Here is a 20,890-nt window from a genome sequence, read left to right as displayed (position 1 = left end):
GCCTCCACCCCGCAACAGCGACGGGCCCGGCCGCCGAGGCCGGGCCCGTCCGTGTGCGGTCAGCGGGTGGTGCGGTCAGTGGGTGTAGGCCTCCACTTCGGACAGCTGACCCGCCGGCCAGCCGGTGTTCGCGGTGAACGTCAGCCGCAGATACCGGACCGGAGTCCCGGTGAGTGCCACCGTCGCGGTGTTGCCGCCCGACGGGTCGAAGGTGTAGCCCGCCGGCGCCTTCAGCGAGCTGTAGGCGGAGTTGTCGGTGCTGCCCGACACCCCGATGGTCTGCGTACGAGTCGCCCAGGCCGCGGCCGGAGGCAGCTTCAGCACCAGGCGCTTGAGCGCCTTCGCGGCACCGAGGTCCACGGTGACGGACTGCGGGAAGGCGTTGTTGCGGCTCTCCCAGTAGCTGCCGGCGTCGCCGTCCACCGCGTTGGCGGCACCGTAGACGTCGGCGTGGCCGGTCTCGGTGACGGGGCGTCCCTGAGCGAGGTTGCCCGTCTCCTCGGGCGGGTCGGTCGGGTCCGTGGGATCGGTCGGGTCCGTGGGGCCGCCGCCCCCGGGAATCCCGCCGTTGGTCCACACCGGGTCCGGCCAGACACCCGTGCAGGCGGGCGGGTTCGCGTACCAGCCCGAGTTGCCGGTGCCCTGGGTGATCTGGAAGCCGCTGCCGACACAGTTGTGGATCGGGTTGGACTGGGCGATGTGCGTGGCGACGACCTTGTTGAAGGAGGCCGTGCCCGGAGCCTGGATCTGCAGGGCGTACGTACCGGCCCCGTCGATCTTGATGTTGTCGAAGTGCAGCCCGTTGCTCGCTCCCTCGATCAGGTGGATCGCGGCGTAGGAGCTGTCCAGGATCTCGCTGTCGGTGATGTTGACGGTGGCGTTGCTGATCGGTTCGTTGAGTCCGCTGAACCAGATCGCCCCGACGCCGAAGCGCCAGTTGAAGTCGTTGTTGCCGGTGCGGATGAGGGTGTTGCGCGCTGCGGTGTGGGTGCCTGAAACGGCCGTCCCCCGGCCCGAGTTGACGCCCGGATACCGGTTCGCGATGTGCAGACCGCCACCGTTGGTGACGGTGTCCGACATGACGTTGTCGGAGATCGTGATGTCCTTGCCGCCGTACGTGACGATGTTGTTGGCGAGGATCGGCAGGACCACCGTGTTGAAGGTGAACCTGTTCTTCACGTTCGGGACGTTCTCGGCCCACATGGCCAGACCGTCGTCGCCGGTGTTGCGGACGAAGGTGTTGGTCACGGTGGAGTTCGTGACGCCGTAGTGGAAGTTCACACCGTCCGCGGTCTGGTCGAGGATGCGGCTGTTCCTGATGGTGAAGTTGTCCATCGGGCCGTCCATCCACGCGCCGCACTTGGTGTGCTGCATCCAGACGTTGTCGACGACCGAGTCGGACATGGCCCCGCCGATGGCGTTGACCTGGTCGTTGTCCTCCCGCTCACGGATGTCGCCGATGACGGCGAAGTCCCTGAGGGTGACGTTGCTGCTGCCGCCCTGCGCCGCGTACTTCCCGTAGACGCCGGCCGCCTTGCCGCGGTCCGTGGGGTGACGGCCGGTCAGCACGCTGTACCAGGGTCCGGCGCCGCGCAGGGTCACCTTGTCGACGACGATGTGGTCCTGGACCTTGAAGGTGCCCTGCGGGATGTACACCTCCTTGCCCTGGGTGCGGCCCGCGTCGACGGCGGCCTGGATCTTCGCGGTGGAGTCGGCGGCACCCGTCGGGTCCGCGCCGAAGTCGCCCACCACGTCCAGTGCTCCGGACGGCTTGCCGACAGGGCCGCCGACCTGTTCGAAGTCGGCCAGGTCGATGGTGAACGACGGTGACCCCGCGGTGGAGGTCACCTGGAGCCGGACCTTCGTACCGGCGGCCAGGGTGGACCCGAACATGGTCCGGGTCTCGTCGTAGAAGTGGTGCGGGTTCGTGTCGCCCGGGTTGTTGTTGAAGGGATAGCCCCCGTAGTACCAGCCGTACTTCGACGTGACCGGCACGCTCTTGAGCGAGGAGCCGTCGACCCGCAGGTCGAGAGAGGCGTCCCGGCCCGTCCCGGCCGCGTTGTCCGGCAGCGAGTAGCGGAAGGTCATGGCGTTCGCCGGGGCGGTGAGCGTGAACTCGACGTACTCACCTGCGGCGTCGAGCGTGACGGCCTGCCGGCCCGAGGCCTCGGACGGCAGGGAGCCGTAGAGGCGGTCGGGGCCGATCAGCGAGCCGTTGGTGGCCGCGTACTCGGCTTCCTGTTCCTTGAACGGGACGGTGGCGCCCCGGCCGGATATCCCGACGGGTGACGGTGCGGGGACCGCGGCGGCCTGTGCGGGGGGAGCGCCGGCCAGTACGAACGCGGCGGCCGTGCCCGCGGCGGCGAGGGCGAGGGAGAGCGAGGCGGACAGGGAGCGTCTGAGCAGACGTGGTCCAGCGAGTGGTGGGGTCACGTGTGGGTCGTCCTTGCGGCTCGAAGGGCTCTTCGGACGACCCACAGGCTAGAAGTACCCGAGTAAAGAAGTCCACGGTGCTGCGCAAGATTTCGTCTTCACAGCTCAAATAAATGACTCAACGCCGGAACTGGATGGGCATCAGGGCGTGTACTCCAGAGGGCCGCCCGTCGGTCCGGGCTGCCTCCGCGGCCGCTGGGTCCGGCCCCGTGCCACTCACGGATCCGTACGCCGTCAGCCCTCCGTGCCCAGGGCGTTGAGGAGGAGCAGGGCGATGTCGTCGGTGCCCGGGGTGGCACGCCTCGCGTACCGCACGAGCGTGTCGGCCACGGACTCCATGTCCTGGTCGAGGGCGAGGGCGAAGTGCGCGGCAAGCTCGGCGACGGCGTCGTCGAAGGCCACGCCCGGCGCTTCCACGAGCCCGTCCGTGAACAGGGCGAGCGCAGCACCCGGAAGCAGTGGGACCTCTGCCGTCGGGTAGCGGGACGTGGGGTCGATGCCGAGGAGGAGGCCGGGCGGCAGATCGAGGACGTCGGTCTGTCCGTCCGGCTGCCGCAGCAGCGGTGGGGGATGTCCGGCGGTGGCTATGCGCGCGCTGTGCCCGGCGAGGTCGAGATGGATGTAGAGGCAACTGGTGAAGAGGCCGGGATCGAGGTCGGTGAGCAGCCGGTTGGTGCGGGCGAGCACCTCGTCGGGCGGCGCGCCGGCGGACGCGTGCACCGCGGTGCGGACCTGTCCCATGAGCGCGGCGGCGTTCTCGTTGTGGCCCTGTACGTCGCCGATGGCGGCGGCGGCCGTGGTGTCGTCGAGCCGGATCAGATCGTAGAAGTCGCCGCCGATGCCCATGCCCCGGGTCGACGGCAGATACCGCGCCGCCACGTCCAGGCCCGCGATCGCGGGCAGCCTCTGTGGCAGCAGATGGGTCTGCAGGCTGCGTGCGAGCCTGTCCTTGGTGTCGTAGAGACGTGCGCGGTCCATCGCCTGGGCGAACAGCCCCGCGATCGAGGTCAGCAGGGCGCGTTCCTCGGGTTCGTAGGGGTGCGGCCGGTCGTAGGCGAGGATCAGGGAGCCGACCGCGTGCCCCGAGACGATCAGCGGGAGGAAGGCGCAGGCGGCTACGGCGTCACGGAGGTCCGCTGCCGGGTAGGCGCGCTCCAGCTCGGCGAAGGTGGGGTAGAACTCCGGGATGCCCGTCATGAGCACGTGTGCGGCGGGCGTGGCGGAGGCCAGGAAAGCACCGTCGAAGCGGTCCATGAGTGCGGGATGGCTGCCCTTGCTGCCCTCCACCCGCAGCCGGCCCTCGGTCGACGTCATCATGACGAGCGTCTGGATCCGGAAGGCGGGCATCAGCTGGTCGCCGGCCAGTGCGATCACGTCCTGGGTGCTGACCGCCTCGGTGAGTGTCGCCGCCAGATGCATCAGGTGGTAGAGAGCGGTGGCCCTGCTCGGGACGGCGGAGGTGGTGGGCAGCGCGGGTGCCGGGACGTCCCGGGGGCCTGGCCGTGAGGTCGGCACGATCCGGACGCTGATCCCGGTGTCGCTGGGGAACAGGTGGAAGGACAGCCAGTGGTCCGGTGGCCGGAGCACGGTGAAGGACGTCTGCTGGCGGCTGATGACGGCTGCGCGGTAGTGGTCCTCGACGGCCGGGTTGTTCAGCCAGGGGAGCGACGCCCAGGGCAGCGTGTCCAGCACGTCCTCCGCCCGGACTCCCAGGAGGGCCGCAGCGGCGTCGTTGAGGAAGAGGATCCTCCCGTCGATCGCCAGCGAGCAGCTTCCGCCGGGCAGCCGCCGGACGAACTCGGCGACGGTCGCGGCCTCGGCCGGGCCGGGTACGGGCGGCTCCGGCGGCGGCAGGACCCGTGGCAGGGCACCCGGCAGGACCGGGTGACCAGTGCTCTCGGCCTGCTGCAGCAGCGTGCCGATGCCGTGGCAGGCCCTGACGAAGGCCTCACGCTCGGCGGGCGCCAGCAGCGGCGGGTGCGACCCGGGCCACATCAGTACGAGCCCGCCCCGGTCCGTGGTGCCGGTGCGGATGGGGGCGGCGCCCAGTGCGAACTGGTACGGAAGGACGAGCGCAGGGCGCGGATAACGGCGCGCGAGCTCCTCCTGGCTGCCGAGCCAGATCAGGCACCGCAGGCGCACCGAGTCGGCCACCGGGATCGGAGCGGACAGCGGCACCCGGGTCCAGGGGGCCGCCAGCTGGCCGGGCACCCCCGCCAGTACGGCCAGGTGCAGCGCGGGGTCGTCCGGCGACAGCAGGTAGAGCATCGCCACGGAGGCTCCGGTCTCGCGCACGACGTTCGCCACGGCGCTGTCCAGCAACTCCGTGCCGGAGCCCGTGGCGGCGGCGGAGGAGGCGGCCTGGTCCTGCATGCCTTCCAGCGTCCCTCGTGACGGACTGCCGCGCACCCGCAGACAGCGGCGCAGCCTCGCCGGGCCCGCCCCACGCGCGAGGGCCCGGATGCCGGGCACCACGCACGAGGGCCCGGATGCTGGGGAGCATCCGGGCCCTCGTCAAGCGTCACGCGTGGTTACGGCTGTGTCGCCCGCGCCTCGCGCCGGTTGTCACGGAAGGTGTTCACCCGCCGTGCCGTGGCGAAGAGCGGGATCACCGCCCCCAGGACGACCTGGAGGGCGCAGCCGGTCTGCAGGAGCAGCTGACCGCCGGGGGCGTCGAACGCCCATGCGGCGAGGAGCCCCATCGCGGCCACGATCCAGCTGAGCATCGCCACCGCGAGGACGCCTCGCGGTTTCGGGTACTCGACCCGGCTGACCATCAGCCACGCCACTCCGATGATCGCGAGCAGCGTCGGCACGAAGGGCAGCTCCAGGAGCACGATCGAGACGACCGTGAGCGCTCCGAAGGGGCTCGGCATGCCCTGGAACATGCCGTCCTTCAAGGTCACGCACGAGAACCGCGCAAGCCTGAGCACCACCGCCAGCAGCACCACGATCGCCGCGAGCGCCGACACACGCTGGTGTGCGTCGTCCGCGACCATGCCGTACACCAGGACGAAGTACGCCGGTGCGAGGCCGAAGCTGATCAGGTCGGAGAGGTTGTCCAGCTCCGCCCCCATCGGCGAGGAGCGCAGCTTGCGCGCCACCAGCCCGTCGAAGAGGTCGAACACCGCAGCCAGGAGCATGAGGATCACCGCGGTGGCGGCGGAGTGCCGGGCCATGCCCGACTCGTCACTGCCGGTGAGGTGCGGGATGAGGATCCCCGTGGTGGTGAAGTACACCGCCATGAAGCCACAGGTGGCGTTACCGAGGGTGAGGGTGTCCGCTATCGACAGCCGCATCGAGAGCGGCATGTCCTCGGCGTCGTCCTGCTCCTCGGCCTCCGGAACCCAGTTCGCCTGGGTGTCGGGATCAATCACGGTCAATTCGAGTCACCCCCGCGGTCGTGGCCTGGCCGACCTCGACCGCGACGTCGACACCCTCCGGAAGGTAGATGTCCACGCGCGAGCCGAAGCGGATCAGACCGATGCGTTCGCCCTGCTCCACCTTCGTACCCTGCGGGATGTAGGGGACGATGCGACGGGCGACCGCTCCCGCGATCTGCACCATCTCGATGTCGCCGAGCTCGGTGTCGAAGTGCCAGACAACGCGTTCGTTGTTCTCGCTCTCCTTGTTGAACGCCGGGACGAACCCGCCCGGGATGTGCTCGACCGAGGTCACGGTGCCGGACAGGGGAGCCCGGTTCACGTGCACGTTCAACGGGCTCATGAAGATCGCGACGCGGGTACGCCCGTCCTTCCACGGCATGATGCTCTGCACCACACCGTCGGCGGGCGAGATGACGCGGCCCTGGGTGATCTCGCGCTCGGGGTCGCGGAAGAACCACAGCATGCCCGCCGCGAGCGCGGTGGTGGGCACGGCCACGGCTGCCCAGCGTCCGGACTTACGTGCCCGGACGAGGCTGAGTGCCGCGGTGGCGACGGTCGGGAGGAGCCACGGCGATGCTCCGCGTGCAAGGCGGACCCCGCCGCGAGGTGCAGGGATTTGGCTGTCGGGCATGGATGACCTTCGTAGCGGATGATGCCGCGCTGGCAACGGGGGGACGGCGGCTTTCCCGCGATGCTATCGGGTGCGAGCGGCAACTGGGCAAGCCAGCAGCCGAGTCGGACAGCTGAAAGGCTCCGGACGGGGGTGACTCGATGTGATGTTCTTCGCCACCAAATCACCCCGAAAGAGACATTTCAGCCCTGGAGCCGGTACTCCTCGAGCAGCCGGCGACCGATGATCATTTTCTGGATCTCGGCGGTACCTTCACCGATCAGCAGCATCGGGGCCTCGCGGTAGAGGCGCTCGATCTCGTACTCCTTGGAGAAGCCGTAACCGCCGTGGATACGGAAGGCGTCCTCGACGACTTCCTTGCAGTACTCGGAGGCGAGGTACTTCGCCATCCCTGCCTCCAGGTCGTTTCGCTCCCCGGAGTCCTTTTTGCGCGCTGCATTCACCATCATCGCATGGGCGGCTTCGACCTTGGTGGCCATTTCAGCCAGTTTGAACTGGATCGCCTGGTGCTGGGCGATCGGCTTTCCGAAGGTCTGGCGCTGCTGGGCGTACGACACACCCAGTTCGAACGCACGTTGTGCGACACCACAGCCACGCGCGGCGACATTCACCCGCCCGACCTCGACGCCGTCCATCATTTGGTAAAAACCTCGGCCGGTGGTGCCCCCCAGCACGCGATTGGCCGGAATGCGCAGTCCGTCCATGATGAGCTCGGTCGTGTCGACGCCCTTGTAGCCCATCTTGTCGATCTTCCCCGGGATCGTGAGACCGGGGCGGACCTCGCCGAAGCCCGCCTCCTTCTCCACGAGGAAGGTCGTCATCGACTTGTGCGGCGCCGTGCCCTCGGGGTGTCCTTCGTCACTCCGGCACAGAACGGCGACCAAAGTGGACGTGCCACCGTTCGTCAGCCACATCTTCTGACCGTTGAGGACGTACTCGTCGCCCTCCCTGGTGCCCTTGGAGGTGATCGCCGAGACGTCGGAGCCGAGCGCCGGCTCGGACATCGAGAACGCGCCCCGCACCTCGCCCAGCGCCATCCGCGGCAGGAACGTGTCCTTCTGCTCCTGCGTGCCGTGCTGCTTGAGCATGTACGCCACGATGAAGTGCGTGTTGATGATGCCCGACACGCTCATCCAGCCGCGGGCGATCTCCTCGACGCACAGGGCGTAGGTGAGGAGCGACTCGCCCAGGCCGCCGTACTCCTCCGGGATCATCAGCCCGAACAGGCCGAGCTCCTTGAGCCCTTCGACGATGTCCGCCGGATATTCGTCACGGTGCTCCAGCTGGGTCGCGACAGGAATGATCTCCTTGTCGACGAAATCCCGGACCGTGGAGAGAATCTCCTGCTGGATATCCGTCAGACCGGCGGTCTGCGCGAGTCGGCTCATGGCTACTTCTCCACGTTCTTGCTCGACGGCTGATTCAGCTCGGGGCGGCCCGGCTGCTCTCCGCCGCGCTCCTTGATGTACGTCTCGGTGGGGACCATCACCTTGCGGCGGAACACGCAGACCAGCGTGCCGTCCTGCTTGTATCCCTTTGTCTCCACGTAGACGATGCCGCGGTCGCTCTTCGACCTCGACGGCGTCTTGTCGAGCACGGTCGTCTCGCCGTAGATCGTGTCGCCGTGGAAGGTCGGCGCGACGTGCTTCAGCGACTCGACCTCCAGATTGGCGATCGCCTTTCCGGAGACGTCCGGTACGGACATGCCGAGCAGCAGCGAGTAGATGTAGTTGCCGACGACGACGTTCTTTCCGAAATCGGTCGTCTTCTCCGCGTAGTTGCTGTCCATGTGCAGCGGATGGTGATTCATGGTCAGCAGGCAGAAGAGGTGGTCGTCGTATTCCGTGACCGTTTTTCCGGGCCAGTGCTTGTAGACGGCACCGACCTCGAACTCCTCGTACGTCCGTCCGAACTGCATGATCAGGCCTCCGGGGCTTCGAACTTGGAGGTGCGCTGCATGCCGCCCGCGCGGCCCTTGCCGGCGATGACCAGGGCCATCTTGCGGCTGGCCTCGTCGATCATCTCGTCGCCGAGCATCGCCGAGCCCTTCTTGCCGCCCTCCTCCGAGGTGCACCAGTCGTATGCGTCGAGGATGAGCTCGGCGTGGTCGTAGTCCTCCTGCGAGGGCGAGAACACCTCGTTCGCGGCGTCGACCTGACCGGGGTGCAGCACCCACTTGCCGTCGAAGCCCAGCGCCGCCGCACGGCCCGCGACCTCGCGGTACGCGTCCACGTCGCGGATCTGCAGGAACGGGCCGTCGATCGCCTGGAGGTCGTGCGTACGGGCCGCCATCAGGATGCGCATCAGGATGTAGTGGTACGCGTCCGCCGGGTAGCCGGGCGGCTGCTGGCCGACGACCAGGGTCTTCATGTTGATGGAGGCCATGAAGTCGGCCGGGCCGAAGATCAGGGTCTCCAGGCGGGGCGAGGCGGCGGCGATGTCGTCGATGTTCACCAGGCCCTTGGCGTTCTCGATCTGCGCCTCGATGCCGATCTTCCCGACCTCGAAGCCCATCGTCTTCTCGATCTGGGTCAGCAGCAGGTCGAGCGCCACGACCTGCTGCGCGTCCTGCACCTTCGGCAGCATGATGCAGTCGAGGTTCGGGCCCGCGCCCTCGACGACCGTGATGACGTCGCGGTACGTCCAGTGCGTCGTCCAGTCGTTGACGCGCACGACCCGGGTCTTGCCCGTCCAGTCGCCGTTGTTGAGGGCGTCGACGATGTGGTGACGGGCGCCTTCCTTGGCGAGCGGCGCGCAGGCGTCCTCCAGGTCGAGGAAGACCTGGTCGGCCGGCAGGCCCTGGGCCTTCTCCAGGAACCGCGGGTTCGAGCCGGGCACCGCCAGACAGGAGCGGCGCGGACGAAGACGGTTCACCTGGGCGGTGGGCGTGGTCATGCGGGGACCTCCAGAGGGTCGAGCTTGTTCGCTTTCCGGATCTCGTCGACGATACGGCCGATGATCTCGGTGATGCCGAAGTCCTTCGGCGTGAATACGGCGGCGACGCCGGCGGAGATGAGGGCGCGCGCGTCGGCCGGGGGGATGATGCCGCCGGCGATCACCGGGATGTCCGTGGCACCCGCCTCGCGCAGCCGGTTCAGCACGTCCGGCACCAGCTCGGCGTGCGAGCCGGACAGGATGGACAGGCCGACGCAGTGCACGTCCTCGGCCAGCGCGGCGTCGGTGATCTGCTCGGGCGTGAGCCTGATGCCCTGGTAGACCACCTCGAAGCCGGCGTCCCTGGCACGTACGGCGATCTGCTCGGCGCCGTTGGAGTGCCCGTCGAGGCCGGGTTTGCCGACCAGCAGCCGCAGCCGTCCGATGCCCAGGTCCTCCGCGGTGCGGGCGACCTTCTCCCGGACCAGGGCGAGCGGCGTCCCCGCCTCAGCGGCCACGGCCACCGGCGCGGAGGAGACGCCCGTCGGTGCCCGGAACTCTCCGAAGACGTCCCGCAGCGCCCAGGACCACTCACCCGTGGTGACACCCGCCCGAGCGCACTCGACGGTCGCCTCCATCATGTTCTCGGTGCCGGCCGCGGCCTTCTTCAGGGCGGACAGCGCCTCGGTCGCGCGGGCCTCGTCCCGGTTGTCGCGCCACTCGTGCAGCGCGGCGACGACGCGGGCCTCGTTCTCGGGGTCCACCGTCATGATCGCGGCGTCCAGGTCCGCCGTCAGCGGGTTGGGTTCGGTCGTCTCGTAGATGTTGACGCCGACGATCTTCTCCTCGCCGCCCTCGATCCGGGCCCGTCGCGTCGCGTGCGAGGAGACGAGCTCGGACTTGAGGTAGCCGGACTCCACGGCGGCCATCGCGCCGCCCATCTGCTGGATCCGGTCGATCTCGGCCAGCGACTCGGCGACCAGCTCTTCGACCTTGGCCTCGATGACATGCGAACCGGCGAAGATGTCCTCGTACTCCAGCAGATCGCTCTCGTGCGCCAGGACCTGCTGGATACGGAGCGACCACTGCTGGTCCCAGGGGCGCGGCAGCCCCAGGGCCTCGTTCCAGGCGGGCAGCTGGACGGCGCGCGCGCGGGCGTCCTTGGAGAGGGTGACGGCCAGCATCTCCAGCACGATGCGCTGGACGTTGTTCTCCGGCTGCGCCTCGGTCAGCCCGAGGGAGTTGACCTGTACGCCGTAGCGGAAGCGGCGCTGCTTGGGGTTCTCGATGCCGTACCGCTCACGCGTGACCTGGTCCCAGATGCGGCCGAAGGCGCGCATCTTGCACATCTCCTCGATGAAGCGGACGCCCGCGTTCACGAAGAAGGAGATGCGGGCGACGACGTCGCCGAACCGCTCCTCGGGCACCTGGCCGGAGTCGCGCACCGCGTCGAGGACCGCGATGGCCGTCGACATGGCGTACGCGATCTCCTGGACCGGCGTGGCCCCCGCCTCCTGCAGGTGGTAGCTGCAGATGTTGATCGGGTTCCACTTCGGGATGCGGTTGACCGTGTACGTGATCATGTCGGTCGTGAGCCGCAGCGAGGGCCCCGGCGGGAAGACGTGCGTCCCCCGCGACAGGTACTCCTTGACGATGTCGTTCTGCGTCGTGCCCTGGAGCCTGTCCGGGTCGGCTCCCTGCTCCTCCGCGACCACCTGGTAGAGCGCCAGCAGCCACATCGCGGTGGCGTTGATCGTCATCGAGGTGTTCATCTGCTCCAGGGGGATGTCCTGGAACAGCCGCCGCATGTCACCGAGGTGCGAGACGGGCACACCGACCCGGCCCACCTCGCCGCGGGCGAGCACGTGGTCGGGGTCGTAGCCGGTCTGCGTGGGCAGATCGAAGGCGACCGAGAGCCCCGTCTGACCCTTGGCGAGGTTGCGCCGGTACAGCTCGTTGGACGCCTCGGCGGTCGAGTGACCGGCGTACGTCCGCATGAGCCACGGACGGTCCTTCTGACGTTCGGTCATCGTGGACCTCAGACGTTGCGGAAGCGGTTGATGGCGTCGATGTGCTGTTCGCGGAGCTCCGTGTCGCGCACACCCAGGCCCTCGCCGGGCGCCAGCGCCAGGACGCCGACCTTGCCCTGGTGGAGGTTGCGGTGCACGTCGTACGCGGCCTGGCCGGTGTCCTCCAGGGAGTACACCTTGGAGAGCGTCGGATGGATCTTCCCCTTGGCGATCAGGCGGTTGGCCTCCCACGCCTCACGGTAGTTGGCGAAGTGGGATCCGATGATGCGCTTGAGCGACATCCACAGGTAGCGGTTGTCGTACTCGTGGTTGTAGCCCGAGGTCGATGCGCAGGTGACGATCGTGCCGCCCTTGCGGGTCACGTACACGCTGGCGCCGAAGGTCTCGCGGCCCGGGTGCTCGAAGACGATGTCCACGTCCTCGCCGCCGGTCAGCTCGCGGATGCGCTTGCCGAATCGCTTCCACTCGCGCGGGTCCTGATTGTGCTCGTCCTTCCAGAACTTGTAGCCCTCGGCGTTGCGGTCGATGATCGCGGTCGCGCCCATCTTCCGGCAGATGTCCGCCTTCTGGTCGCTGGAGACGACACAGATCGGGTTGGCGCCGCCGGCCAGCGCGAACTGGGTGGCGTACGAGCCGAGCCCGCCGCTCGCGCCCCAGATCAGCACGTTGTCGCCCTGCTTCATGCCGGCGCCGTTGCGCGAGACGAGCTGGCGGTACGCGGTGGAGTTGACCAGGCCCGGGGAAGCGGCCTCCTCCCAGCTGAGGTGCTTCGGCTTCGGCATCAGCTGGTTCGACTTGACGAGTGCGATCTCCGCCAGGCCGCCGAAGTTGGTCTCGAAGCCCCAGATGCGCTGCTCGGGGTCGAGCATCGTGTCGTTGTGGCCGTCACTCGATTCGAGCTCGACGGACAGGCAGTGCGCGACGACCTCGTCGCCCGGGTTCCAGGCGTTGACGCCGGGCCCGGTGCGCAGCACGACGCCCGCGAGGTCGGAGCCGATGACGTGGTACGGGAGGTCGTGGCGCTTGCTGAGGTCGCTGAGCTTGCCGTAGCGCTCCAGGAAGCCGAAGGTCGAGACGGGCTCGAAGATCGAAGTCCACACGGAGTTGTAGTTGACCGAGCTGGCCATGACCGCCACCAGGGCCTCGCCCGGGCCCAGCTCGGGCACCGGCACGTCCTCGATGTGGAGGGACTTGCGGGGGTCCTTGTCGCGGCTGGCGACGCCGGCGAACATCTCCGCCTCGTCCTTGTGCACGGTCACCGCGCGGTACGACTCGGGGATGGACAGGGCCGCGAAGTCCGCGGCTGTGCTGTCCTGCGATTGGATCGCGTCCAGGATTTCCTTCACGGTGATGCCTCCGGCGGATCGGGTCTCCAGCGCCGGGGAACGCTGGAGAGACCCCTGTGGAAAGGGGGGTGCAGTGCGGTCTGGAGGTGTGCCGTCGGTTCGGCGGGGTGGTGCTTCGGCCTGCTCGGTGGAGCAGAAGGTTTGCCTGTGACGCAGGCGTCCGGGCGCGCAGACACGGTGGTTTGCGGGGACAGCCGACGTGCGAGAGGTCTCTGCACGCCGGCCGCCCGGACACCTTCAACGTATGGCACTGCGTGACAGGTGGCAAGGCACCCAGTGCCAACAATTTCTCTCAGTTGTCATCTCGTAGGCACGCATGAGCAACATCATGGCCGGTATGCCGGGTTGATCCCGCGGGTGACGGCTTTACGGCGTGGTGCGGTAGGCGTACGGGGTCGTCGTGCTCAGAGCCGTGAAGCCGAGCCGGCGCAGGATCGGGGCCGACTGGTCGGTCGCGTCGACCTGCAGATAGCGGTAGCCGCGCTCGGCGGCGATACGGGCCCGGTGGGCGATCAGCGCCCGGTAGATGCCCCTGCCCCGCCAGGGTGCCGCCGTTCCGCCGCCCCAGAGGCCGGCGAACCCGGTACCGGGGCAGAGCTCCATGCGGGCGGCGCTCACGGGCTCGCCGTCCGCGAGGACCACGACCGCGACCAATGTGTCAGGGGCCTCGGCGAGCCGGGTCAGCGTCCGCTGACGCAGCCAGGAACTGTCGGTGCCGAAGGCCTGCTCATGCGCCCGGATCATCAGCTCCACCCCGGCCGCGTCGGACACCGTGTGCAGATCCACACCGGCGGGAAGTTCCGCGGCGGCGGGCAGGCCGGTGACCGGGGCGACGAACAGGGTCTCCGGCGGCTCCGGCTCGAAACCCGCCCTGCGCAGCCGCTCTCCCAGATCGGCGGGCCGGTCGTGGGAGTACAGCTTCCACTCGAACTCCTCGTGCCCCAGGGCGGTGTAGTAGTCCACCTGCGCCGCGATCGCCGCGTCGGCGCGTTCGGCATCGAGGTCCGGGGCCGTCCAGACGACACCGTTCCAGTCGTCCGGGGTGCCGACCTGGCGGACCAGGTCGGGCGTGCGCTCGACCCGTACGCCGGGGGCGTCGGGGCGGGCGTGCCGACGCATCTCGTCGTCGAAGAGGGCAAGCAGTGCTGCTGTCGGGTCTTGTGTCATCGGCACACCCGAGCACGGGGTCCGGACCCCGGCAACCGGGTTTCGGCTGCCGCGGCGGACGCTCAGTGCTCTTTCAGTGCCTGCTGGATCGTGCGCATGACCTCGTCGAGGGGTGCGTCGGTACGGGCCACGGCGACCAGCACCTCGCCCTCCCTGGACACCGACGCCGCAGGGGCCCTGTCCGGCTCGCCCCCCGCGGTCCGCCCCGCTCCGATCCCCGTGCCGAAGGTCTCCCGGACGATCGCGAAGGCATGGTCGAGCTGCGACTCCACGTCGCCGTGGCCGTCCGCGCGCAGCCAGCGCCGCAGCACGTGGTTGTGCGCCGTCACCACGGCGGATGCGGCGACCTCGGCGAGCAGCGGGTCGTCATTGCCCACATGGTGGTCGCGCTCGTCGAAATGGCCCAGCAGATAGCGCGTGAACAGCCGCTCGTAGCGGGCCACCGAGGCGATCTCGGCCTCGCGGAGCGTGGGCACCTCCCGGGTCAGCTTGTAGCGCGCCACGGAGACCGCGGGTTTCGCCGCGTACATCTTCATGACCTCTTTGATGCCGCGGCACACCGTGTCGAGGGGGTGCTCGTGCGCGGGAGCGGCGTTGAGGACGGCCTCGGCCCTGACGAGGGTGTCGTCGTGGTCCGGGAAGATGGCCTCTTCCTTGGAGCGGAAGTGGCGGAAGAACGTGCGCCGGGCGACCCCGGCGGCCCCCGCGATCTCGTCGACCGTCGTCGCCTCGTACCCCTTGGTGGAGAAGAGTTCCATCGCCGCGGCCGCCAGTTCGCGGCGCATCTTGAGCCGTTGGGCGGCGGCCCGGGTGCCGGCGGTGCTCTCCGGGGCGTCCGTCGCGGCGGAGGAACGAGGGGACTTGGCGGGTTGGGACATGAGGTGAACGTAACCCATCGGTGCAGGGGAGCGTGCCTGTGGGGGCGGGTCGCCCGAGGGTCCCAGCAACCCGCCCCACCCGGCCCCCGGGTCAGCGGCGGGCATATTCGCGGAAGCCGCGCCCCGTCTTACGGCCGAGGCAGCCCGCGGCCACCAGATGCTCGAGCAGCGGCGCCGGGGCGAGGCCCGGGTCGCGGAACTCGCTGTGCAGGACCTTCTCGATGGCGAGGGAGACGTCCAGGCCGACGACGTCCAGGAGCTCGAACGGCCCCATGGGGTAGCCGCCGCCCAGCTTCATCGCCGCGTCGATGTCGTCGAGCGTCGCGTAGTGCTCCTCGACCATCTTGATCGCGTTGTTCAGGTAGGGGAACAGCAGGGCGTTCACGATGAACCCGGCCCGGTCACCGCAGTCGACCGGGTGCTTGCGCACCTTCACGCAGACCTCGCGGACCGTGGCGTGCACGTCGTCGGCGGTCAGCACCGTACGGACCACCTCGACCAGCTTCATCGCGGGCGCCGGGTTGAAGAAGTGCATCCCGATGACGTCCTCGGGGCGCGAGGTCACCCTGGCGACCGCCACGACCGGCAGCGACGACGTGGTGGTCGCGAGCACCGCGCCCGGCTTGCAGACCTTGTCCAGGGCCGCGAAGAGCTCCCGCTTGACCTCCAGGTCCTCGGCGACCGCCTCGACCGCGAGGTCGACGTCGGCGAAGGAGTCCAGCGAGCCGGCCGGGGTGATCCGGGCGAGCGTCTCGTCCCGCGCCTCCTCGGTCAGCCGCCCCTTGGAGACCGAACGCCCCAGGGACTTGGCGATCCGTGCCTTGGCCGTGTCCGCCTTCTCCTGGCTGCGTGCGGCCAGGACCACGGCGTACCCGGCCTTCGCGAAGACCTCCGCGATGCCCGAGGCCATCGTGCCCGAACCGGCCACGCCCACCGAGTTCACGTCCCGCCCGGTGACCGCTCCCGCGCTCGCCGCCGGAGTCAGGGCGTCCGGCACCACGTCCTGGCCGCCGGGGGCGTCGTACGTGTAGAAGCCGCGGCCCGACTTGCGGCCGGTCAGGCCCGCCTCGCTGAGCTGCCCGAGCACCGGGGCCGGGGCGTGCAGCCGGTCGTGGGAGGCGGAGTACATGGCCTCCAGGACCGTGCGGGCGGTGTCGATGCCGATCAGGTCGAGCAGCGCCAGGGGGCCCATCGGCAGCCCGCAGCCCAGCTTCATGGCGGCGTCGATGTCCTCGCGGGAGGCGTAGTTCGCCTCGTACATCGCCGCGGCCTGGTTGAGGTAGCCGAACAGGAGGCCGTCCGCGACGAAGCCCGGCCGGTCACCGACGGCGACCGGCTCCTTGCCCAGCTCGCGGGCGAGCCGGGTGACGGTCTCCACGGCAGGCGGCGCGGTCAGCACGGAGGAGACCACCTCGACGAGCTTCATCGCGGGCGCCGGGTTGAAGAAGTGCAGGCCGAGGACACGCTCCGGGTGCTGCGACTCGGCGGCCAGCCGGGTCACGGACAGGGCGTTGGTGCCCGTCGCGAGGATCGCTGTGGGGGAGACGACGGCGTCGAGCTCCCTGAAGACCTGCTGCTTGATCTCGTACGTCTCCGGCACGACCTCGATGACCAGCTCCGCGTCCGCGGCGGCCCGCACGTCGGAGAACGTGCGGAAGCGGGACAGGATGTCGCTCCGCTCCTGCTCCGTGATCCGCTCACGGCGCACTGCGCGGGCGGTGGAGTTCTCCAGGGAGGCGACGGCCTGACGGGCGGCGGCTTCGCTGACGTCGATGCCGATGACCTCGCGGCCCGCCCGGGCCAGGACCTCGGCGATGCCGGTGCCCATGGTGCCGAGGCCGACGACGGCAATGGTGGTGAGAGGGGTGTCCATCACGGGACTCCAGGGTGAGTGACGACTGAGAGGAGCACGGCGGAGGGCGCGGTCGGAAACAACCGGCGCTCGGGGTGCGGGAATGGTGTGTCGTGGTGCACGGTCCCGGGTGCGCACGGCACACGGGGATGAGGTGACGGGCTCTGTCCCGAGCCGCGTCTCACGAACTGCCGAACCGACAAGCACTCCGGATGGCTGCGTCACCAGGCCATCGGAGCCTGCGGGGTGTGTGTCCCGCTCACCTGAGCTTAACCGGCGAGTAACGAGCGCGCCAGCCCTGGTCGTCTGTGCACTGGCACACAGTTCCGCGAACTCCCGGTCCGCCCGGACAGGGACACTCGCCGGACACCCTGCGTACTCGTTGCTAAACTCACCGTCATGGACGAGGAGTTCCGCTCGCTGACGGACAGGCTCGGCGACGAGGCGGGTGGGTCCGAGACGTTCCGGAGACTGCTCGCCACCGAGGACGACGAGGAGCTGGCTCTGGTCCTGGTCGAGCGCGAACGCCCGCTGTGGGCACGTGAGATCGCGGCGTTCCGGCTCGGCTGCCGAGGTGACCGCCGGGCCTTCGAGGCGCTGGTGCTCCTCCTCAACCACCGCGATCCCGAGCGGTGCGTATCCGCCGCACACGCCCTCCGGCTCCTCGGTGACCCCAGGACACCCAGGGCCGCGGCCGCGCTCGCCACCAACAGCATGCGTACGGCCTACGCCCTGCACCCGGTGCGGCTGCTGACCGCCCTGCGCGCTCCCGAATCGGTGCCCGCCCTGGTCAGCACCCTGCACCGGCTGCTGACGCCCGGTGAACCGCACTGGCGCGTCGCGCTCGCCTGTGTCGAGGGACTGGGGAGCCTGGGGGACCACAGGGCCCGCCCGGTCCTGGAGGCCGCGCTGCCGCACCCGCGGCTCGGCACAGCGGCGGCGGAGGCGCTCACGCGGCTGCCGGGGGGCTGAGCGGGCGGGCCGTTTCCTACGCGACCCGGCTCGCAGCACCATCTCACCGCAGGGTCTCGACAGGCCCGTCGCGTCAAACCGGTGTCGGCCCTCGCTGCAGAGCGACCTGAAGGCCGCCGCGCTTACCCAGAACGTTTACGCGTTCCTGTCGCCCTACCCACCTTTCCCAGAGACCGCACCGGCGGTGCGCCGCACACCGGTGGAGAACCTGCGGCCCCCGATCCTCGTCCCGCAAGGAGACCGCAGCCCTTGGCGCCCCCTCACCCTCCGGCGGCCACCAGAGGCGCCAGGAACGGGCTCGGCGTGCCGTGCCAGAAGATGTCCAGACTGTCGCGGGCCCGCGTGGTGGCGACGAACAGCAGCGAGCGTGCCTGCTGGACCTCGCGCCGGTAGCGCACCGGATCGGCGGTACGCCTCCGGTTCACGTCGTCCCTGGGGATCAGCCCGTCGCTGACCCCGGCGACGATCATGCGCTGGTACTCGAGACCCTTGAAGCGGAACATCGTGCCGATGTGTACGCCGCCGTCACCGCGTGGACCGTCGGGGCCGATCTCCACGGCCCGGACTCCGTGCTCCGCCAGAGTGGTCGCGGCTTCGCTCGCCATCTGGTTCGTCGGCACGCAGATCGCGATCTGCTCGTGCGGGATGTCGTCCCAGCTGTCGATCAGCATGGCGATGGCCTCCCGTTCGGCCCCCCAGTCAGTGCACCCGTGCAGGTCGGGCACTCCGCCACTGAGGACCGACCGGTAGCCGGCCAGGGTCTCCTCGTTGCCGTCGAGGTCGTCGTACTTCTCCTGGCTGAGTACGTCGAGTGCCGAGCGCAGGATCTGCCGGGTGGTGCGGTAGCTCAGGCTCAGCTTCGATGCACGTCCACGGATGTTGATGCCGAGGCTCCCGAGCGTCACCTGGTTCTTGTAGATGCGTTGATGGGTGTCGCCGACGAGGAACAGGTCGTTGCGGCTGTGTGCGGTCATCGCGCGCAGCATCTTCCAGTGCGCGGGCCGCAGGTCCTGAGCCTCGTCGACCACGATGTGCCGGTAGCGGTAGCGGAGCCATCCGCCGGAGCCTGCCTGCAGGTGAATGTTGTCGAGTCCGCCGGCCTCCTCCCGCTGCTGGTTGATCGCCAGAATCCGCTGCTCGCGCTGCATCTCCAGGCGCGCGGCCCGTTCGGACACCTGGTCCCAGGTCTGCCGGCCCAGACGGTCGAGGCGTTGGGTGAAGCGCTCGGCGAGTTGCCAGATGTCGGCACGCTCGGCTCGCGTGAGCGTGCGGCCACGTCCGGCCCTGCGGGCACGGAAGTATTCCGTACGCGACGCGACGGCCTGCCCAAGGATGACCTGTGACCACTCGTCCTGCAGGAACTCTGCGTCCCAGCCCGACTCGTCGAGTTCTTCGAGCAGCGAACGCCATTCGCGTACAGCCTGGTTGTCGTCGATGGTCTGTTTGCGGCTGCCGGGCTCGGCCTCGCGCACGATTCGCAGGGCGAGCTGGTCGACATGGCTGATCTCGACGCGGCCGAGCAGCGCTTCCCCACCGAGCGCCAGAAGACGGGAGCGGAGGTCGGCAGCCAGATTCTTGTTGAACGTCGTGAGCAGAATCGGCTTGTCCCGGCCCGGCGGGAGTTGCTCGACCAGGTGCTTCACCCGGTGCAGAGCCACGATTGTCTTGCCGGTGCCCGGGCCGCCTCCAACGCGTGCGGGGCCGTTGTAGTCGCGGTTCACGAGCTTGGCCTGAGTGGGGTGGAGGAAAACCTTCCAACGACCGAAGTCCTCGCCCTCCAATGCTTCCCGCAGCGCCTCGTCGGTTGTCGTGACGATGGTCGCGGGGCGTTCGACGGCGGCTCGGAAGTCAGTGGTGTCGACCGTCTCAGGCGTGGCGACAGGTGCGGTGACCTGTTCGAGGACCTCGTCGAACGACTTCTTGTCGTAGAGCGCGAGCAGGACCTCACCGGTCAGCTGTGGCGCGTAGTCGACGAGCCCCAGCAGTTGGTCCTCGGTGGTGAGCGCCTGGATGACCGGGATCAGTGGCCCGGCTACACCGAGGTCCGTGAGTTGCTGCTCGGTCCAGGCCAGGAACAGCGGCGCGTGTGCCGGGGAGGCTGCTTGCTCAGGCACGGGTTCCACACGGGGGCCCGGCTCCGGGGCGGCGCTGGCCGCTGCTGCCGGGGGAGCGGTCCCAGCCCGCGCCGCCAGCACGCTTTCCTCCACGACCTGGAGGTCGACGTACTCGATACCACCGGTGATGCGGTTGACCGAGTACGCCAGTCGGTCGAGGTGCTCGTAGACGTCCTTGCGGTGCTTGACCGAGACGATCAGCCAGTCCCCATCGGCCAGGCGCAGCAGCAGCGCCCTGTACTCGTCGTTGACGCGCGCCGACCAGAGCTTCTCGTGGCCCTTGAGCTGCTTGAGCTGCAGGCCGGTGGAGCCCGGGTTGTTCTTGAACTTGTGCTGGAAGTCGTAGATCGCGCCCTTGACCGAGCGGGGAAGCTTGAGGATCTCCCTGTCCGCCTTGTCGAGCAGGCGCAGGGTCACACTCTGGTTGGTCACGACTGGTCTTCCCCGTCCTTCATGAAGCGGTCGTTCTGCTGGTCACGGCATGTGTCACCGGCTGATGGTTGTACGCCGAGCCGTTGCGCGATCTCCTGGGCCGTCCAGGCAGTCGCCGGACGTACCTCCCAGCCGGCGCCGGCGAAGGCCCGGTCCCGGTCCTCGCTCTCGGGGTCGCGGTCGTCCCCGGCGGCGGGATGCGGAGAGAGGACGACACCGATGCGCGCATCCACCCAGGCCAACTCGGCCATCCAGCCACGGTCGTCCAGCTCGTGACCGTCGGCCGGCACGGGGATGCCGGATACCGCAGCGAGGCGTAGGACGAGGTCCTGGAGCCCCACTTCGTCCGGGTCGAGGTGTTCGATGACCTGGTCCCATCCCGGGTCCCGGCCGGGTGTAGCAGGCGTGGCAAGAACGATGACGGTCTCAGCCGGATCGGTGGGTGGGGCCGGAGCGGCCATCGCCTCCAAGGAGAGCATCGTCGTGAGGAGCCCTGCCCCACCCGCGACCGTCAGTGTTTCGGGTGTGAAGCCATCCAGCTGCCCGGCCGTCAGCTGAACGCTGTCGCCTCCACCGTGCTCCAGGAACTGCAGCAGATTGCTCCAGTACAGCCAGCCACGCCAACGCCGTTTGTGTGACTCCTCGTCGGCGAAGACGCCGTCCGCGTCATCGATGATGGTCAGGGCTGTCCAGGAGGGCGGCCGGTTGCGACCGTCCACTGCGAACACCAGCCTGCACTGCGAGGCGTCCACGGCGGCGTACGCCTGGACCCGCC

At 69.2% G+C, this 20,890-nt stretch carries 14 protein-coding genes and 1 pseudogene; 1 reads left to right on the top strand and 14 read right to left on the bottom strand.

What is annotated here, in order from left to right; all coding sequences use genetic code 11:
- Positions 1-75 precede the first annotated feature (75 nt).
- The 12 genes from BFF76_RS02250 to BFF76_RS02195 form a co-directional block, all read right to left on the bottom strand.
- Positions 76-2,433, bottom strand: a complete 2,358-nt coding sequence (locus BFF76_RS02250; protein WP_065846957.1) for a galactose-binding domain-containing protein — start codon at positions 2,431-2,433, stop codon at positions 76-78.
- Between the two features lie 234 nt (positions 2,434-2,667).
- Positions 2,668-4,806 (bottom strand): SpoIIE family protein phosphatase, encoded by a 2,139-nt coding sequence (locus BFF76_RS02245; protein ID WP_065846955.1) that lies wholly within the window; start codon positions 4,804-4,806, stop codon positions 2,668-2,670.
- Positions 4,807-4,964: 158 nt separating this feature from the next.
- Entirely contained in the window at positions 4,965-5,816 is an 852-nt protein-coding gene (gene pssA, locus BFF76_RS02240; protein WP_208604806.1) for a CDP-diacylglycerol--serine O-phosphatidyltransferase, read from the bottom strand.
- Positions 5,803-6,450, bottom strand: a complete 648-nt coding sequence (locus BFF76_RS02235) for a phosphatidylserine decarboxylase (RefSeq protein WP_065846951.1) — start codon at positions 6,448-6,450, stop codon at positions 5,803-5,805. The genes pssA and BFF76_RS02235 overlap by 14 nt, the downstream gene beginning before the upstream one ends.
- A 182-nt stretch (positions 6,451-6,632) precedes the next feature.
- The gene (locus tag BFF76_RS02230) at positions 6,633-7,838 is read right to left on the bottom strand and encodes an acyl-CoA dehydrogenase family protein (RefSeq protein WP_065846949.1); all 1,206 of its coding nucleotides are present in this window, start codon (positions 7,836-7,838) and stop codon (positions 6,633-6,635) included.
- 2 nt (positions 7,839-7,840) lie between these two features.
- Entirely contained in the window at positions 7,841-8,368 is a 528-nt protein-coding gene (locus tag BFF76_RS02225; protein WP_065846947.1) for a MaoC family dehydratase, read from the bottom strand.
- A 2-nt stretch (positions 8,369-8,370) separates the two neighbouring features.
- Positions 8,371-9,345, bottom strand: coding sequence for an HpcH/HpaI aldolase/citrate lyase family protein (locus BFF76_RS02220; RefSeq protein ID WP_065846945.1), 975 nt, complete (start codon positions 9,343-9,345; stop codon positions 8,371-8,373).
- On the bottom strand, positions 9,342-11,354 hold the full coding sequence (locus tag BFF76_RS02215; protein WP_065846943.1) for a protein meaA: 2,013 nt from the start codon (positions 11,352-11,354) through the stop codon (positions 9,342-9,344). The genes BFF76_RS02220 and BFF76_RS02215 overlap by 4 nt, the downstream gene beginning before the upstream one ends.
- 8 nt (positions 11,355-11,362) lie before the next feature.
- Positions 11,363-12,700, bottom strand: coding sequence for a crotonyl-CoA carboxylase/reductase (gene ccrA / locus BFF76_RS02210; RefSeq protein WP_065846941.1), 1,338 nt, complete (start codon positions 12,698-12,700; stop codon positions 11,363-11,365).
- Between the two features lie 366 nt (positions 12,701-13,066).
- Positions 13,067-13,867 carry a GNAT family N-acetyltransferase gene (locus BFF76_RS02205; RefSeq protein WP_065846939.1) on the bottom strand — a complete coding sequence of 267 codons (801 nt, stop codon included), beginning with the start codon at positions 13,865-13,867 and terminating at the stop codon, positions 13,067-13,069.
- Between the two features lie 62 nt (positions 13,868-13,929).
- Positions 13,930-14,745 (bottom strand): TetR family transcriptional regulator, encoded by an 816-nt coding sequence (locus BFF76_RS02200; protein WP_065846937.1) that lies wholly within the window; start codon positions 14,743-14,745, stop codon positions 13,930-13,932.
- A gap of 91 nt (positions 14,746-14,836) precedes the next feature.
- A complete protein-coding gene (locus tag BFF76_RS02195) occupies positions 14,837-16,618 on the bottom strand; it encodes a 3-hydroxyacyl-CoA dehydrogenase family protein (RefSeq protein WP_065846935.1) in 1,782 nt (593 codons plus the stop codon).
- Between the two features lie 378 nt (positions 16,619-16,996).
- Here BFF76_RS02195 and BFF76_RS02190 point away from each other — a divergent pair, with 378 nt between their 5' ends.
- Positions 16,997-17,569 (top strand): adenylosuccinate lyase, encoded by a 573-nt coding sequence (locus BFF76_RS02190; protein ID WP_065846933.1) that lies wholly within the window; start codon positions 16,997-16,999, stop codon positions 17,567-17,569.
- A 260-nt stretch (positions 17,570-17,829) separates the two neighbouring features.
- On the opposite strand, the gene BFF76_RS02185 is transcribed toward BFF76_RS02190, so the two are convergent.
- Together BFF76_RS02185 and BFF76_RS32825 are read right to left on the bottom strand one after the other, a co-directional pair.
- Positions 17,830-20,115 (bottom strand): UvrD-helicase domain-containing protein, encoded by a 2,286-nt coding sequence (locus tag BFF76_RS02185; protein ID WP_065846931.1) that lies wholly within the window; start codon positions 20,113-20,115, stop codon positions 17,830-17,832.
- Positions 20,112-20,890: pseudogene (locus tag BFF76_RS32825) on the bottom strand (DEAD/DEAH box helicase); the annotation flags it as partial. The gene BFF76_RS02185 and the pseudogene BFF76_RS32825, both read right to left, overlap by 4 nt.

Source organism: Streptomyces mutomycini, from assembly GCF_001700505.1.
Classification (GTDB): Bacteria; Actinomycetota; Actinomycetes; order Streptomycetales; family Streptomycetaceae; genus Streptomyces; species Streptomyces mutomycini.
Note: the sequence above shows the minus strand (reverse complement) of the source record. Positions and strands in the feature narration are given on the sequence as shown.

What these genes read in the sequence shown, in the direction of transcription:
- BFF76_RS02205 (WP_065846939.1), bottom strand. Translation starts at nt 13,867, where the DNA reads ATGACACAAGACCCGACAGCAGCACTGCTTGCCCTCTTCGACGACGAG.
- BFF76_RS02225 (WP_065846947.1), bottom strand. Translation starts at nt 8,368, where the DNA reads ATGCAGTTCGGACGGACGTACGAGGAGTTCGAGGTCGGTGCCGTCTAC.
- BFF76_RS02220 (WP_065846945.1), bottom strand. Translation starts at nt 9,345, where the DNA reads ATGACCACGCCCACCGCCCAGGTGAACCGTCTTCGTCCGCGCCGCTCC.
- BFF76_RS02190 (WP_065846933.1), top strand. Translation starts at nt 16,997, where the DNA reads ATGGACGAGGAGTTCCGCTCGCTGACGGACAGGCTCGGCGACGAGGCG.
- BFF76_RS02195 (WP_065846935.1), bottom strand. Translation starts at nt 16,618, where the DNA reads ATGGACACCCCTCTCACCACCATTGCCGTCGTCGGCCTCGGCACCATG.
- BFF76_RS02245 (WP_065846955.1), bottom strand. Translation starts at nt 4,806, where the DNA reads ATGCAGGACCAGGCCGCCTCCTCCGCCGCCGCCACGGGCTCCGGCACG.
- BFF76_RS02235 (WP_065846951.1), bottom strand. Translation starts at nt 6,450, where the DNA reads ATGCCCGACAGCCAAATCCCTGCACCTCGCGGCGGGGTCCGCCTTGCA.
- BFF76_RS02215 (WP_065846943.1), bottom strand. Translation starts at nt 11,354, where the DNA reads ATGACCGAACGTCAGAAGGACCGTCCGTGGCTCATGCGGACGTACGCC.
- BFF76_RS02230 (WP_065846949.1), bottom strand. Translation starts at nt 7,838, where the DNA reads ATGAGCCGACTCGCGCAGACCGCCGGTCTGACGGATATCCAGCAGGAG.
- BFF76_RS02200 (WP_065846937.1), bottom strand. Translation starts at nt 14,745, where the DNA reads ATGTCCCAACCCGCCAAGTCCCCTCGTTCCTCCGCCGCGACGGACGCC.